At 55.1% G+C, this 15,200-nt stretch carries 13 protein-coding genes; 7 read left to right on the plus strand and 6 right to left on the minus strand.

From position 1 onward, the window contains the following. Window position 1: 1 nt before the first annotated feature. The gene (locus QT230_RS12935; protein WP_308322264.1) at window positions 2-1,057 is read left to right on the plus strand and encodes a substrate-binding domain-containing protein; all 1,056 of its coding nucleotides are present in this window, start codon (window positions 2-4) and stop codon (window positions 1,055-1,057) included. A 107-nt stretch (window positions 1,058-1,164) separates the two neighbouring features. Here QT230_RS12935 and QT230_RS12940 read toward each other — a convergent pair whose 3' ends face one another. From QT230_RS12940 to dctP, 3 genes are read right to left on the minus strand one after another with little or no spacing between them, the layout of a single operon-like run. Further along, window positions 1,165-2,448, minus strand: coding sequence for a TRAP transporter large permease (locus QT230_RS12940; protein WP_308322265.1), 1,284 nt, complete (start codon window positions 2,446-2,448; stop codon window positions 1,165-1,167). Continuing rightward, entirely contained in the window at window positions 2,448-2,954 is a 507-nt protein-coding gene (locus QT230_RS12945; RefSeq protein ID WP_308322266.1) for a TRAP transporter small permease, read from the minus strand. Before QT230_RS12945 ends, QT230_RS12940 begins: the two co-directional genes overlap by 1 nt. A 58-nt stretch (window positions 2,955-3,012) precedes the next feature. Beyond that, window positions 3,013-4,041: a TRAP transporter substrate-binding protein DctP gene (gene dctP / locus QT230_RS12950; protein WP_308322268.1), complete on the minus strand. Its 1,029-nt coding sequence runs from the start codon at window positions 4,039-4,041 to the stop codon at window positions 3,013-3,015. A gap of 428 nt (window positions 4,042-4,469) precedes the next feature. On the opposite strand from dctP, the gene QT230_RS12955 reads away from it, so the two are divergent. Further along, window positions 4,470-5,522 carry a GlxA family transcriptional regulator gene (locus tag QT230_RS12955; RefSeq protein WP_308322270.1) on the plus strand — a complete coding sequence of 351 codons (1,053 nt, stop codon included), beginning with the start codon at window positions 4,470-4,472 and terminating at the stop codon, window positions 5,520-5,522. Between the two features lie 206 nt (window positions 5,523-5,728). On the opposite strand, the gene QT230_RS12960 is transcribed toward QT230_RS12955, so the two are convergent. The 3 genes from QT230_RS12960 to QT230_RS12970 form a co-directional block, all read right to left on the minus strand. Next, a complete protein-coding gene (locus QT230_RS12960; protein WP_308322271.1) occupies window positions 5,729-6,817 on the minus strand; it encodes a glycoside hydrolase family 88 protein in 1,089 nt (362 codons plus the stop codon). 134 nt (window positions 6,818-6,951) lie between these two features. After that, entirely contained in the window at window positions 6,952-7,923 is a 972-nt protein-coding gene (locus QT230_RS12965) for a TRAP transporter substrate-binding protein (protein ID WP_308322272.1), read from the minus strand. A gap of 117 nt (window positions 7,924-8,040) precedes the next feature. Further along, a complete protein-coding gene (locus tag QT230_RS12970; RefSeq protein ID WP_308322273.1) occupies window positions 8,041-9,057 on the minus strand; it encodes a LacI family DNA-binding transcriptional regulator in 1,017 nt (338 codons plus the stop codon). 176 nt (window positions 9,058-9,233) lie between these two features. Between QT230_RS12970 and QT230_RS12975 the strand changes: the two genes are divergently transcribed. The 5 genes from QT230_RS12975 to QT230_RS12995 are packed head-to-tail and all read left to right on the plus strand — an operon-like array spanning window position 9,234 to window position 15,189. Next, the gene (locus QT230_RS12975) at window positions 9,234-9,740 is read left to right on the plus strand and encodes a TRAP transporter small permease (protein ID WP_308322274.1); all 507 of its coding nucleotides are present in this window, start codon (window positions 9,234-9,236) and stop codon (window positions 9,738-9,740) included. Between the two features lies 1 nt (window position 9,741). Continuing rightward, window positions 9,742-11,064, plus strand: coding sequence for a TRAP transporter large permease (locus QT230_RS12980; RefSeq protein WP_308322275.1), 1,323 nt, complete (start codon window positions 9,742-9,744; stop codon window positions 11,062-11,064). A 57-nt stretch (window positions 11,065-11,121) separates the two neighbouring features. Further along, window positions 11,122-11,862 carry a 2-dehydro-3-deoxy-D-gluconate 5-dehydrogenase KduD gene (kduD, locus tag QT230_RS12985; protein WP_308322276.1) on the plus strand — a complete coding sequence of 247 codons (741 nt, stop codon included), beginning with the start codon at window positions 11,122-11,124 and terminating at the stop codon, window positions 11,860-11,862. A gap of 34 nt (window positions 11,863-11,896) precedes the next feature. Further along, complete coding sequence (gene kduI, locus QT230_RS12990) at window positions 11,897-12,733, plus strand: 5-dehydro-4-deoxy-D-glucuronate isomerase (protein ID WP_308322277.1); 837 nt, start codon at window positions 11,897-11,899, stop codon at window positions 12,731-12,733. After that, the gene (locus tag QT230_RS12995; protein ID WP_308322278.1) at window positions 12,733-15,189 is read left to right on the plus strand and encodes a hypothetical protein; all 2,457 of its coding nucleotides are present in this window, start codon (window positions 12,733-12,735) and stop codon (window positions 15,187-15,189) included. The genes kduI and QT230_RS12995 overlap by 1 nt, the downstream gene beginning before the upstream one ends. Window positions 15,190-15,200: the final 11 nt, after the last annotated feature.

Genomic DNA, 15,200 nt, shown 5'->3' on the forward strand with positions numbered 1-15,200 from the left:
TATGAAAAGAATCAAGGTAACGCCCACCTGGTGCTTTAGCGATGAAGAGGGGCACCGTCTCGATACCCACCTTCTGCGCCTGCTGGGGGCGGTGCATCGTCATGGCAAGTTGACCCATGCCGCCGAGGAGGTGGGTATTTCCTACCGCCATGCGTGGAATTTACTGCACCAGGGCGGGGAGTTTTTTGGTGTTTCCCTGGTCGCCATGGCGCGTGGGCGAGGGGCGCAATTATCACCGCTGGGTGAAAAGCTGCTGTGGGCTGAACAACGTGCCACCGCCCGGTTAAGCCCGCAGCTTGATAGCCTGAGCTCAGAGCTGAACCTTGCCATTCAGCAGCACCAGGAAGGCGTGCACCCGGTACTGCGCCTCCACGCCAGCCACGGTTTTGCGATAGAGCTGCTGCCACAGCACCTGGGCGAGCTACCGCTTTACCTGCAGTACTGTAGTTCTATGGAGGCACTGGCGGCCCTTAACCGCAATGGCTGCGACCTGGCGGGCTGTCATCTACCCAGGGGCGCCGTAGGTGAAAAGGCACGGCGTAAATACCGCCGCTTGCTTAAGCCCCGTTATCATCGGTTGATAGGATTTATCGCTCGTCAGCAGGGGCTAATGGTGGCGCCGGGTAACCCGTTGGGCATTGATGGTGTGGCGGCGCTGACCAATAGGCCGGTGACGTTTATCAACCGTCAGGCATCGTCGGGAACCCGGGAACTGCTGGACAGCCTGCTGGCCGAGGCCGGTATTGCAGCAGCCAACGTCAACGGTTACGAGATTGAGGAGTACACTCACTCGGCAGTAGCAGCCTATGTGGCGGCAGGAATGGCGGATGCAGGCTTTGGTGTCGAGGCGGCCGCGCAGCGGTTTGGACTTGATTTTGTGCCGCTGGCCACCGAAGACTATTTTTTGGCCTGCCACAACCGCTCTCTGAAAGAGCCCAAACTTGACGACTTCTTGCAGGCATTGCGCGGCGCTGCCTTTCAAGAGGCGGTGCAGCGGCTGCCGGGTTATAGTCCCAGCCAGTGTGGCAGCGTTATCGATATTGCTAGCTTTTTATAGGGCTACATGAATTAACGTAATAAGTCTGTCGATAACGTAAACGGCCCACTCTTTAACTAAAGAGTGGGTCGTTTTTCAAGGAGAAGTGGCTTTGGCTTTCGGGCTCTTCAGTAATTAGTGAACCACAAGATGATGTTGGGGAATAGAGTGAACAGCCCCACTGCACCTAATAGGATCAGCCAATAAGGCAGCGACGCTTTCGCAGCGGCGGTTAAATCCACCTCATTTTTTGAGATAGAAGATAAGACGAAAAGGTTGAGTCCTACAGGGGGAGTGATCATTCCTATCTCTATTAGCAGAGTGACAATAATACCAAACCAAATGGGGTCAAATCCTAAACTCGTGATCATCGGGAAGGTTATAGGAAGTGTCATCAGCAGTAGCGATATGCCATCGAAAAAACACCCTAAAACAATATAGATGATAACAATCATCAACAATACACCATAAGGGCCTAAGCCAAAGTTGCCGATGGTTTCTACCGCTGCGCGTGGAATGCCTAATAAGCTCACCGCTTGAGAAAGGATAACCGTTCCAATCAGAATCATGCCAATCGCCGTAAACATGATAGAGGCATGTTTAAACGCTAGCCAAAGACGCTTTAACGTTAAATCTCCCCACGTCAAACCAAGTACGATGCTGGCAACCACCCCAAGCGCTGCCGACTCTGTCGGCGTTGCTATGCCCATGTAAATCGTACCCAGCACGAAGAAGATTAATACGGGAAGAGGCCAAATCTCTTTTAACCCGTTTAAAATATGCGAGCGGGTTATTTCTTCTTTGCTCGTTGGGGTGACAGGTTCACCGATTTTGGAGCGTATAATAATCCATATGGAGAAGGCGAAAGCAATCAGTAATCCCGGCAACATACCCGCGATAAAGAGCTTCCCGATGGATACATTTTGCGTTGCGCCATAAATAATAAGGGCTAAGCTTGGAGGAATTAACAGACCAAGTGTCCCTCCAGCTGCGAGCGTGCCGACCACAACGCTTGGATTGTACCCTCTGTTTTTAAGCTCTGGATAGCCAACCGCCCCTATGGCGGCTGCCGTGGAGGTGCTAGAGCCACTCACTGCACCAAACAGCGTGCAAACGGCAATATTGGTATGCAGTAACTGGCCTGGGACGCGGGCAAATAGAGGTGTGAGGCCATTATAGACGCGTTTGGATACGCCGCTTGCCAGCAGTATTTCACCCAAAAATATAAATAACGGTACAGCGCTTAAGGTGAAATCTGTCAGCATATTCCACGTGGCATTAATGGCTAAAGGAGTTGCACCATTCGCCTGGAAATAGAGTAGTAATAAGCCTGTCAATCCTAGCGCCGCACCTAAGATGGCCCCACTCGTCAGAAATACAACCAAGCTTGCACTTAATAGTAGCCAGCTCATTAAATCGCATCCTCTGTTAAGTTGGCATCAGTCGCTGGCTGCTTCAGGCCATGGGTGATCTGAACTAGCATACAGAGCACCATCGAAAACGGCATAATCGCCATCCACGGCCAGAGTAGAATGCTGCTGATATCCGTGCGTGAATTAAGCGAAAACGAGAAATTCATGAAATTCCAGGACTCATAGGCAAAAATAGAGCAGAAGGTAAGCAGTGTTATAACACCAATAAAATCCATTACTTTGGCGATACCTAACGGTACTAAATTGATGAGTATTTCAATTCGTATATGGCGTCCTTTATTAAGTACATGAGGCAGACAAAGAAAGGTTAATGATAAGAAGAGAAGGCCAGCGAGTTCATCCGAAAAGCGTAGGGGGCGGCCGCCCAGGTAACGCATTAATGTACTGATGAATATCAGTGCCGTCATGCTAACACCGCTGAGAACGCCAAGAAGAAAAGAACCATAGGCCGCTTTATGAATAACCCTATTCATTTTTTCAATCATTTTTTTATGCTCCAAAAAAGAGCCAATGTAAAAATTGGCTCTTTTTCTAGCTATCTAATTATTGATTATCTGAAAGAGCTTGAGTAACCGTATTGTAGTAACGTGCGCCGTCTTCGCCCGACTCTTCAGCCATGGTTTGCCATGCACTCCAAGCGGCCGTTACAAAGGTGTCAAGATCCTCATCAGAAAATGCCGGTAGCATGGTAATGCCAAGGGCCGCACGCTCTTGGCGCGCTTGTGCTTCGCGCTCTGGGTCGACGGCAGATTCACTGGTTGCTTCCCAAATTTCTTGGCCCGCTTCCTCTAATGCCTGACGCTGGTTATCATTTAAGCTTGAAAGCGCTTTTTCGCTAATGCCAAATAACCATGGTGAGGCTGCCCAAGGGTGCAAGTACGATTCGTATTCAGTCACTTCTTGTAGCGATACGGTGGGCGCAACGGTTGATAGGTAGTAGGCACAATCTACAACGCCTGTCTGGAGTGCCATATACATATCATTTTGCGGAATGACCTGAGCAGAAATCCCTAGTAAATCAAAGGTGTCGACCAAATGTCTCGACCAAACACGCACTTTTTTATCCTGTAGTTCTTCAAGCGTGTGGACCGGCTCTTTGCAGTGCAAACCGACGTCAAATATAGGAGCAACCACACCGCCTACTATTTGAATATCCCAGTTCGCAAAGCCTTCATTATAGAGTTCTCTAATAACGCTTAGAATCTCAGTGTGCTGTGATGGCTCGGTAATAGCGCCTTGAGCATAAACTGACGCCAGGGCAGGTGCATCGCGGGTATAATACTCTCCATATAGCAATGCCATATCGACCATGCCCTGCTGGAGTATTCTTAGCATGTCGGCTTCTTTTAATCCTAAAGCGCCTGCATGATAGACCTCGACTTCCAGTTCTCCATCTGATTTTTCTTTAACCAACTGAGCAAATCTATCGATCTGCTCCGCTTCAGGTCTAGACTGAGATAAGCCGCTATGAAAAGTTAAGGTGATATCATCTGCTTGTACATTTTGAATGATAGCGAGGGAGCCGAGAAGAGAAATTCCAAACACCATTTTTTTGGTTTTAAAGTTATTCATATGTGGATGTCTCGTTGGGGTAGAGGGTTATTTCATCTTGCGGCAGGAGTCTTGCTAAAAGCGCTATTTTTGCGACATTTCTCACCTAATAAGCGACATTGAAAAATAATTAATGAACTTTTGTTAGTAGCGGTTTTGAGTGATTTCTAGTTTTATTAGCCAAATATTAAGTCAATGTCGATTTAATTTACGTGGCACGGCGATAGTGATTGCCGGCACGGTTAGATTTCACATATTGGGCAGCAGCCTAAGCTGTGTAAGCAATGCTGGTGGGCGAGGGCTCGACAAGCCAAGCATCGGCAAAAAATGTTTTCTGGATAAGTGGTCTTTTGGCACATTTATTGCTCTGTTTTAAGTGGGTGAGGGTATTGTTTTATTTCCATAAGGTTTAAATAATAGCGAAGTGACATCCTTGGATGGGGGGTGATATGAGAGAGAGGTTTATTAGTTCATTAAAGAATAAAAACATGGTTTATCTTCGTCCAGAGGTTTCGAGGGAGTCTTCTGTCAGAGTTAAGCGGGTGGCCTTCATACTGCTCGATCATTTCTCCATGATGTCCTTTACTGGAGCAGTCGATGCCTTAGTTACCACAAACTTGATGAAGTCGAATACTGTTTATGAAGTGTTAGTCGTTGGGGCTAGAGATAGAAGTATGCTGTCAGATTTAGGCATTGGGATTGAAGCAGATATAGCGCTATCGGCGTTTGATCTTAATAAGTATCAAGTTGATACGCTTATTGTATGCGGGGGATTGCGTGTACAGCCTCAGCTCACGCCTATACTGCGAACGAAGCTCAAGCAGGCGGATAGTAAGGGCGTGGTGCTAGGGGGGCTATGGAATGGTGCCTATTTTCTTGCGGAAGCAGGACTATTGAGTGGCTATCAGTGTGCCTACCATCCCGATGGAAGGGCAATGATGGCAGAGGAGTTTTTAGATGTATCGGTCTCTAAGCGTAGTTTCATCGTTGACCGTAATCGCTTAAGTTGTGCGGGTGCTAGTAGCTCTCTAAGCATGATGGTTGAAATTGTGAGAAGTGATTGTGGCAATGATGTGGCCTGTGCCGTTGAAGAGATGTTGAGTTGTGATAAATCCATAGAGGCCCCGGATATTTCAACGATCAGCGTTGATCAAAACGGCACGCTACCTGAAGCGCTACAAACGGCTTTGCAGCTCATGAAAAATAATATCGAAGAGCCCTTATTGATGTCTGAGATTGCTAAGTGGGTAAATATATCGAGGCGCCAACTTGAGCGATTATTTTGTCATCATGTGAATGCCAGCCCGTCTCGGTACTATATGGAGTTGCGTTTAACGCGTGCTCGGCAGCTGCTACAGCAGTCCAACAAACCTATCGCCGAGGTGGCTGTCGCAACAGGCTTTGTCAGCATTTCTCACTTCAGGAACTGTTTTTATCAGCTGTTCGAAATGTCACCGACTCAGTTTAGAAAGTTGTACCAAGCTGGAGGCACGTATGAATAAAGGGTGAATCGGCCTAAATGAAAAACAAAAAGAGCGCGAACGCTCCCTTTGCATAGTAACCGACAGGGGGCTGAATTAACCCCCCGACCAGCCCATCCAAATCGGCACATAGACCACCAATAGCAGCACCCCGATCAACCCTAGCAGATAAGGGATGATCGCCCGGGTAATGCGCTCCAGCGGTAGCAGCTCTTATCTAAGGCAACTCAGTGCTGAAGCGCCTCCACCAGGCACAAAAGCGACATAGACTGACCATAGGCAGTGGGATGAATCGGAATATCCCGATAAAACTGCAGCGTGTGCCCCATCCTCGTGCCGTAGGAAACGTTGGCAACCGTGCCATCTTCCTTGATGTTATCGATCACTGCTTGCAGCGCCAATCTGCCGGCCCGCTCCCAACGCTCGTCACCATAACCGAGCCGTGCCCCTTTCAGAAAGGCGTAGCCGAACGCCGCCGTGGCGGAGATCTCTTCATAGGAGGTTTCGTCGTCTACCAGCGTTCGCCAAGCGCCACTGGAGCACTGGTAGTCGATCAGCGCTTCCATCTGGGCGCGCAGCACCCAGGCAAAATAACGCTCAAGCGACGGCGTCAGGTCGGCCGTTTCGAGAAAGTCCAGCAGACCGGCGGAAATCCAGGAATTGCCCCGTGCCCAGCGCGCCCGCGCGAAGTTATGATGGCCATCGAACGTCCAGCCGTGGAACCAGAGGCCGGTTTCGCGCTCGCTCAAGTAGTGGGTATGCACCAGGAACTGAAGGCAGGCCTCTTCGGATAGCTCCGGACGATCGGCGGCCCGACCATAGTTGGCCAGGAAAAGCGCCACCATGAACAGGGTGTCGTCCCACAGCTCATCGTCGTTGATCTTGTCCGAGACGTTGTGCTGAAACCCTCCGCAGTGTGTGCGTGGCATCTCCGTCATCAACTGCTCGGCCCAACTGGCCAGGGTGCTCTCCCAGCGGGGATCGCCGGTCTCTGACCACAGAATCGACAGAGCCAGCATGGGCGCAGTGGTATTGACGTTGAGGGGAGGCAGTCCGGAGGACAACTGGGCCTGGTACCAGTTGTCCAGCAGCTTTTTCGCCTCTTCATCGCCGGTATGCTGCCAGAGTCTGGCGATCCCGTAGAGCCCGACGCCCTGTGGCCACTCCCAACTGTTGAAACTGACGTAATCGCCTGCGGTGCCATCAAGGTTTGGCTCGTGAAAGCGACCGTCGTGACGCAGTTCGGTCATTCCTTTGATAACGAGCGCGATATGGCGTGTAAGTTCATCTTTCGAAATTTCTGGCAGAGCGCCCATGACAAAACCATCTCCATGTAACCGAGAACACGTTGAGCTGAACAAGAGGAGTAAGCCGCTGGGTGAGATGCCTCCACCCTTCAAGGAGTCAAGGGGATGACATCGCTTCAACAGCTCACTCCGGTTAGGCGGGGTCAATCCGAAATGATTTGCTCCAGTAGAGGGCCGATCAGGTCGTCTTGGTGATACTCATCAATAAGCGGTTGAACGGCGCGACGAAACGGCTCCTGGTCAGGCCGGTTAATCTCCACTCCCATCTCGCGGGCATCGGCAAGGGCCTTGCGCACCGCTTCGCCCCACAGGTCGCGATAGGCTTGCGTGGCATGGGCAGCCGCCTCACGGACGATATTCTGCTGATCGTCGCTCAGCTTCTCCATGGCACGGTTGGAGATCACCAGAAAGTCGGGAATACGCTGATGCTGATCGAGGGAGTAGTATTTCGCCACCTCACCGTGGCGGCCGATGGTGAGAGCGGTGGGGTTGTTTTCAGCGCCATCGATAACGCCCGACTGCAGCGCGGTATAGACTTCTCCGTAGGGAATCGGCGTCGGTGTCCCACCCATTAACTCCATCATGCGGATGGACGTATTGGAATTGATGACCCGGAGCTTGAGTCCCTGAAGATCCTCGGGGGTCTCGATCGGCTTGGAGATGTTGTAAAAAGAGCGGGCACCGCTATCGAAAAATGTCAGCCCCTGAAAACCATCGTCCTCAGTCGCTTCATACACAGTAGAGGCGACAGGCCCTCTCATTTTTGCGTAGAAATCATCCTCATCCTTGAAAATGTAAGGAAGTGAGAAGACGCGAAAAATAGGCGCGAAGTTTTCCAGGCTTGCTGCGCTTACGCGGGTGATATCAACGGCGCCGTTTTGAAGCTGCTCAAGGACTTCTCGTTCGGAGCCCAATACAGCATTGACGAAAAGACGGATCGACACCTCGCCATCCGTTTTTTCATGGACTTCGTCGGCGAACTGCTGAAGCACAACGCTACTCGGGTGATCGTTTGATAGTGTATTGGCTAGCCTCATGCGTACATCAGCATTGGCGCTGGCGATACTTAGCGTTACCACCGAGAGTGCTGTGAGAGCTGTTGTTAATATTTTCATGCTTTTCTCCCGTAAATCCATTTGCAGACTCAATTGTTTACAACCCCGTTTCTGCAAGGTTCGGATCGATTCTGCCCGGGATGAAAAGTAATATCTATATGAAAAAAAATTTCATATCTAGCGCTTTAGTCCTGATGAGGAGCGCACGACGAGTTCACAGGCAAGTTCGACGCGCCGGGCAGTGAAGTTTTCGTCGAGCACATGATCGCGCATCAGATTGATCGCAGCCTGCCCGATGCTGTGCATGGGAATATGCACCGAGGTCAGCGCGGGTATCAGAAATTCTCCCTGCGGGAGGCCATCGATACCGACCACCGAGATATCCTGCGGAACCCGCAGCCCTCGGGCGCGGAGTTCCAGCACCACACCGATGGCCAGGCTGTCGCCGGCGCACAGCACGGCGGTGAAATCGTCGCCCTGATCGAGCCTTGCCGCGATTCCTGCCCTCGCTGCTTCCGGCGTCCACTCATCGACCTCAACGACGAGTTCATCCCGATCTGCCTGTACCTCGATGGGCAGCGATTCGAGCCAGCCCTCGCGGCGCCGCTCGATGGTGCGACGCCCCGGGTTGGTGCAGAACAGAATACGCTGATGCCCCAGATCGACGAGATACTGGGTGGCGGCGGCCGCCGCTGCCCGGTTGTGCGGCGCCACACTTGAGAGCTGCATCAACGGATCGTCGCCATTGACCAATACGATGGGCTTGGCCAGCGTTCGCGCCTGTGCCAGCACGACTTCGTCGTCCACCGCCAGGAACAGCAGCCCGGCCACTTCCTTCGATGCTTCGGCCTCTTTCAGTAATGCCAGCTCGCTCTCGCGGTCGGGCGCGCTCTGCATGTCGAGCTCCATGTCCAACAGCTTGGCCTGGGCCTTGATGCCGTATAGCACATGAGTCGTGAATTGATTGCGCTGGTAGTCCACCAGCGCCCTGGCGCTGGCCAGCACCACGATGCGCATACCGGCCAGTGAGCTGGGCTGTTGATAGTTCAGTTCACGTGCCGTGGCGAGAATGCGCTCGCGCAGGTCGGCACGCACTCCCGGCGTACCCGATAGCGCCCGCGATGCGGTGCTGAGCGAAACATTGCAGTGAGCTGCCACATCGGCAAGTTTCAGTCGTCTTCCCTTTTTACTCATCGCACCGCCCCCTGTGGATCGGCCAAGACATTCAGGACTATTGTATAAGAAATGAAATTTTTTTTCATATTGCAAATTTAAGTTCTGGTATTCAGTATTTGGATGCTGGTCCAATAAAATTGTTATTCAACAAACAGCACCCTTCTATTTCCGTGGTTCGATCCCGGAGTGATCTCATGCTTTCGTTCAAAAGATGGTTGGAAAGAGTTCTTTTGGTTTTGATGGCGATGATGTTGATCGCCATGGTCTGCTTGATGCTCTGGCAGGTAGCGGCACGATACTTGTTGGGGGTTCCTGCTCTTTACACTGAGGAGAGTCTGCGCTTTCTGATGATCTGGATGGCGCTGACAGGTTCGGCTTACTGTTTTGGCGCCAACAAACACCTCTCCCTGGATCTGATTCCTTCTCTCTTACCAGAAAAGGCCGGTCGAATTCTGTATCTCATCAACGCCCTCGTGGTGTTGGCGTTTGCCGGGCTTGTTCTGCTGTGGGGAGGGTGGCAAGCCAGCATGTCGGCGCTGAATCAGGTGTCGCCCATCATGCAGCTTTCAATGGGATACGTTTATTTAATCTTGCCGATATCGGCGCTGCTCATCTCTGTTCTGCAGCTCATCAACGTCTTTCTGATCATGACAGGTCGCCTGCGCTTGCCTTACGCCAAATCTAGTGCTGAGGGGTTCTGACATGATGGCCTTTATGAACTTCATGGCGGATCCGCTTAACGCCGCCTTTGTCCTCTTCGGTGTTTTCTTCCTGCTGCTTTTCATGGGGTCGCCGATATCGGTAGCGATCGTCTTTTCATCGCTGCTGGTGGGTATCGCCTACCTTCCTCCAGAAACCGCGCTTTTCATCTCGACCCAGAAGATGTTTTCCGGGCTGGACAGCTTCACCCTGCTCGCCATCCCTTTCTTCATTCTGGCCGGTGACATCATGAACAAGGGCGGTATCGCCATCCGGCTGATCGACCTGGCTCGCCTGGTGGGAGGGCGGTTGCCGGGCTCCCTCGCGCATACCAATGTCATTGCCAATATGCTCTTTGGGGCGATTTCCGGCTCGTCGATTGCCGCCGCAGCGGCAGTTGGCGGCACCATGGGGCCACTGCAGCGCAAGGAGGGCTACGCGACCAACTACTCCGCCGCCGTCAATATCGCCTCCGCACCGACCGGCATTCTGATTCCCCCCAGTGGTCCGCTGATTCTGTTTTCTCTGGTCTCTGGCGGAACCTCGATCTCGGCACTGTTCATTGCTGGCTACATCCCGGGCATGCTGATGGGCCTGACCGTCATGATCGTGGCGGGCATTATCGCCAGGAAGCGCGGCTACCGGAGCAGCGTTCGCAGCACGCCTGACGAAGCGCTACAGATCGTTCTTCGCGCCTTACCGGCACTGGGAATGATCGTGGTGATCATCGGCGGTATCGTCATTGGTGTTTTCACCGCGACCGAGGCGGCGGCGGTGGCCGTACTCTATGCGTTGATTCTCTCGCTGGCCTACCGCATGACCACGCCCCGGGAATATCTGCGAATTCTCTGTCGCTCGGCGATCCTGACCGCCTCCATTCTGTTTCTTATCGCAGCGTCGGGCGTTATGTCCTATGTCATGACGATCGCGGGCATCCCCGACATGATTGCCGATACGATCCTTCAGTTCGACAACCTGATTATCGTTTTTCTGATCATGAACCTGTGTCTTTTGGTCATCGGCTTTTTCATCGATCTGACCCCTGCCGTGCTCATCTTCACGCCCATCTTTCTGCCTATCGCCCAGCAAATGGGCATGGACCCGGTGCAGTTCGGCATCATGCTGATCTTCAATCTCGGGGTCGGCTCGATGACACCACCGGTGGGCAGTGTGCTGTTCGTAGGCTGCTCGATCGCCGGGCTGCGTATCGATCAGGTCGTGAGACCGATTCTGCCGTTCTTTTTCGCGCTGGTGATCGCTCTGCTGATGGTCACCTACATTCCCTGGCTGTCGCTGGGGCTGCCGCGCCTTTTCGGCCTGATGTAACGCGCTTGAATGGACGACCCGATCCAATGAAGAGACAGACAAAGTAGAGGAGTTCCCATGTCACGATTTTCACTCACAGGACACACGGCACTGGTCACCGGCGCCAACACCGGTATTGGCCGTGCCATCGCCATCGCCATGGCCGAGGCGGGTGCCAGCGTCATCTGCGCCGGGCGTCGCTCGACGCAGGAGACCGTCGACACCATCACCGCGAATGGCGGTAACGCCGAGCCGATGATCATCGACTTCGCCGACCCCATGGCGGCCACCGATCTCTTCCAATCACGGCGGATCGATGTGCTGGTCAATAACGCCGGCATGATTCGCCGCGCCGATGCCACCGACTTCTCCGAACGGGACTGGGACGAGGTGATAGACGTCAACCTCAAGGCGCTCTTTTTCACCTCTCAGGCGTTCGCCAAAGCGCTGCTGGAGCGCGAGGCCACAGGCAAGATCGTCAATATCGCTTCTCTTCTGAGCTTCCAGGGCGGTATTCGCGTGGCTTCCTACACTGCCTCCAAGCACGGCGTGGCGGGACTGACCAAAATGCTCGCCAACGAGTGGGCGGCCCACGGTATCAACGTCAATGCGATCGCGCCGGGCTATATCGCCACCAACAACACCGAGGCGCTGCGCAATGATCCCGAGCGTTCGGAGGCGATCCTCGCCCGTATTCCCGCCGGCCGCTGGGGCGAACCCCGTGATATCGCTGACAGCGCCGTCTTTCTGGCATCGCCGGCCGCCAACTACATCCACGGCACCGTATTGAACGTGGATGGCGGCTGGCTGGCGCGTTGATTTCTTATTTTTCCATCCATCAGGGAGCAACATCATGAGCATGACAACACGATACGGCGCCGGTCCCAATCAGATCGATTCCATGGATACCGCAGCGCTACGTGAAACCTTCATGGTCGAGGGCCTTTTCACCCCCGGTGAGATCGCCTTCACCTATACCCATCTGGATCGCATGATCGTGGGCGGCGCCGTGCCTCTTCAGTCGCCGCTGACTTTCGGCGACGGCAGCGATGTCGGCACCCCCTATTTCTTCGATGCGCGCGAGATGGGCATCGCCAACCTGGGGCAGCCGGGCTGGATCGAGATCGACGGGGAGCGCCATGCGTTGGCCAACCGCGATGTGCTCTACGTCGGTCGCGGGGCGAAAGAGATCAAACTGGGCAGCGATGATGCCGCCAGACCGGCCCGCTTCTACATGAACTCAGTGCCCGCCGGCGCGGATGTTCCCCATCGGCTGATTCCGAAGTCGGAAGCGAAAGTCATCACCATGGGCGACAGTGCCAAAAGCAACGTCCGCTCGCTGGCAATGTATATCCACCCGAAAGTGGCACCCTCGTGCCTGTTGCTGATGGGCATTACTGACCCCGCCCCTCAATCGATCTGGAACACCATGCCGCCACATCTGCATGAGCGCCGCATGGAGGCCTATTGCTACTTCGATCTAGCCGAAGAGGATCGCGTCATGCACTTCATGGGGCGCCCCGATAACACCCGCCATCTGGTGGTCGCCAATGGCGATATCGTGCTGTCGCCGGCCTGGTCGATTCACATGGGTGCCGGCACCGGCCCCTACGCCTTTGTCTGGGGCATGACCGGAGAAAACCAGGCCTACGAAGATGTCGATCCCGTATCCATTGCGAGTCTGCGCTAATGAATCTTCAATCCGGAGAGTCGCTCACCTACTGGCAGGTGCTACCGCTGGTGGAAGAGGCCTACGATGTGGCCGACACCACCATGGAAGGCGAGATGGATTCCACCTTCTTCCTGACCAAGGAGAAGAACTGGATTCCGCACACCTATCCCTGCCGTACTGCCTATATAGCCGAGCGGCGCGATCGACCACCCGAACCGCAACCGTTACCTGACTGGCAGGGAGCACGCAACGTGCTGCCAATGGGTTCGCCATGGCTGGACTTGTCGGGGTTCTGGTTCCGCCCTACACGCATCCGTGGCTGGGCGCGGACCGCCATTAAAGCCGAACAGGCGGGCACGGCCCATCTGCGCGCGGGGATCTGTGGCACAGCCCGCATTTACGTCAATGGCCGGAGCGCCGGCTGGCTCTCGCCAGCGACCCGCAACGCGATGGCCGAGACTGAGATCAAGGCCGAGTTGCAGGTCGGCAACAATGATATTGTCTTTCAGTTCGAGGATCTCTGCGAACGCGACGCGGTGATTCGCCTCTCCCTCATCTGGCTTTCCGGGCCCGCCGCCCAGGTTGGCTATCCCTTCGAGACCGAAGCCGAGACGGTGCGCGAGGTAGAGCGCGCCCTGGAGGCAATGCACCTTGATCGCGCCGTCTACGATGGCGAGGAGATCGAGCTGGTCTGTCCCCACCCGTTTACGCGAAGCGTGGCGGCCAGGGCGGAAATTGCCGGGCACTTCATGTCTCACGGAAAACGGCAGATAGCTTTCGAGATTCCTGCTGGCGCCGAGCGGGTGCGTCTATGCCCATCCCGCGAGCTACCGGCCGACTATCGCTATTTCGATATCACCGTCAACCACGGAGGCTTCACCACCACGCTGCGGTTGGGTGCCGAGATCACTCACCGCTCCGCGCTCGGCATCCCCGCCGAAACGTTGACCGGCCGAATCGAAGAGGCGCTCGGCTGGATCGCCGCCAACGCCGAGTCGGATACCGAGCGGGCGCTGGCCTGTCTCGACGAGGGCAGCGAGGCGATGCACGCCACCGCTGAAGGAATCATCGAGGCGGAGCTGCCGGCCATCGAGCAGTGCCATGACTGCGCCGACTTCTCGCTGGTGCCGCTGCTCTGGTCGCGTATCAATCACGGTCACCGGCTGTCGCCAACGCTGTTAGCACGTATCGATGCCGCCATCCTTGACTACCGCTACTGGATGGACGAGCCGGGCAACGATGTGCAGTGGTACTTCTCCGAGAACCACGCGCTGCTTTTCCACACCGCCTGTTATCTCGCCGGTCATCTGCATTCGGAATCTCGTTTCCGGCGCTCGGGGCGAATCGGTGCCGAGCAGCGCGAGACGGGGCGACAGAGGCTAATGGCGTGGTTCGACCATTTCGAGAGTGCGGAGATGGCCGAGTTTAACTCTGCCCCCTACTTCCCGATCGACCTCAAGGGTTTTACCGCCATCCACGCCCTCAGCCCCGACGATATCCTGCGCGAGCGTGCCGCGCGTGCCATCGAACGGCTGGTCACGATCGTCGCCAACTCCGCCCACCAGGGTTTTCTCACCGGTGCTCAGGGACGCAGCTATCAGCACTCGCTGTGCGTCGCCGATACCCTGGAACTGACCGGATTGGCGCGTTTGCTGTGGCGCAAAGGTAGTTTCGGCTCCCATGTCCATTGCCTGGCGCAACTGGCGCTGTGCCTGCGCGATCACGGTCTAACGCTGCCCGAGACACTGGGCCAGCGAGCCTGTTGGCAGGCCGACGAGGGCCAAGAGTGGATCTATCAGCAGGGCGAGAACGGCTTCTCCCGGCTCTATCACTACAAGACCCGCGACACTGCCATGGGCAGCGCCGCCCGCTACCGCTGGTTCGAGTGGGGCTATCAGGAGACGCTGATTCATGCACGTATCGGTACTGATCCGCACGCCCAGACCTGGATCAATCATCCTGGTGAACGGGTGCAGGCGGGCTTCGGTCGCCCCTCGTTCTGGGGTGGCTCGGCCAGTATTCCCCGCGTCCAGCAGTACCGCAACCTGGCCATTGTGGTGTTCGAAGGCCACGACAGCCAGCCGAATTTCACCCACTGCTGGTTCCCCACTCCGGTGTTCGACGAGTGGCAGCTCAACGAGCGCGGCGCGGTGGCCCGTTCGGGACGCGGCGTGCTGGCGCTGACCACCAGCGGAGCCCCGCGGCTGATGCAGCGCGGCGCTTCCGCCCATCACGAAATACGTGTCCCCGGGCAGCGCAGCTGGTGGGTCGTGCGGCTGGGGCGCGGCTCCTCTGCGGAAGACTTCCTGGCGCGCCACCAGATCGATCCCGTGCGCGAGCAGCAGGCCTGGGTCGTCGAAGACCCTGATTACGGTCGAGTGCTGTTCCACGACGATGGCCGGGTGGAGGCCGAAGGGCGCTTAATAAACCCCAGTGCTTTCACACTGACTGGATATCGTGAGCTTCTCGACTAACGCGTGCACGG

This window comes from Halomonas sp. SpR8, assembly GCF_031010195.1.
In the GTDB taxonomy this organism is placed as follows: domain Bacteria; phylum Pseudomonadota; class Gammaproteobacteria; order Pseudomonadales; family Halomonadaceae; genus Vreelandella.

Bases quoted from the DNA above. Each gene is read 5' to 3' on its own strand.
- QT230_RS12940 (WP_308322265.1), bottom strand. From the start codon at position 2,448: ATGAGCTGGCTACTATTAAGTGCAAGCTTGGTTGTATTTCTGACGAGT.
- kduD (WP_308322276.1), top strand. From the start codon at position 11,122: ATGTCACGATTTTCACTCACAGGACACACGGCACTGGTCACCGGCGCC.
- dctP (WP_308322268.1), bottom strand. From the start codon at position 4,041: ATGAATAACTTTAAAACCAAAAAAATGGTGTTTGGAATTTCTCTTCTC.
- QT230_RS12945 (WP_308322266.1), bottom strand. From the start codon at position 2,954: ATGATTGAAAAAATGAATAGGGTTATTCATAAAGCGGCCTATGGTTCT.
- QT230_RS12935 (WP_308322264.1), top strand. From the start codon at position 2: ATGAAAAGAATCAAGGTAACGCCCACCTGGTGCTTTAGCGATGAAGAG.
- QT230_RS12975 (WP_308322274.1), top strand. From the start codon at position 9,234: ATGCTTTCGTTCAAAAGATGGTTGGAAAGAGTTCTTTTGGTTTTGATG.
- QT230_RS12980 (WP_308322275.1), top strand. From the start codon at position 9,742: ATGATGGCCTTTATGAACTTCATGGCGGATCCGCTTAACGCCGCCTTT.
- QT230_RS12995 (WP_308322278.1), top strand. From the start codon at position 12,733: ATGAATCTTCAATCCGGAGAGTCGCTCACCTACTGGCAGGTGCTACCG.
- kduI (WP_308322277.1), top strand. From the start codon at position 11,897: ATGAGCATGACAACACGATACGGCGCCGGTCCCAATCAGATCGATTCC.
- QT230_RS12960 (WP_308322271.1), bottom strand. From the start codon at position 6,817: ATGGGCGCTCTGCCAGAAATTTCGAAAGATGAACTTACACGCCATATC.
- QT230_RS12955 (WP_308322270.1), top strand. From the start codon at position 4,470: ATGAGAGAGAGGTTTATTAGTTCATTAAAGAATAAAAACATGGTTTAT.
- QT230_RS12970 (WP_308322273.1), bottom strand. From the start codon at position 9,057: ATGAGTAAAAAGGGAAGACGACTGAAACTTGCCGATGTGGCAGCTCAC.
- QT230_RS12965 (WP_308322272.1), bottom strand. From the start codon at position 7,923: ATGAAAATATTAACAACAGCTCTCACAGCACTCTCGGTGGTAACGCTA.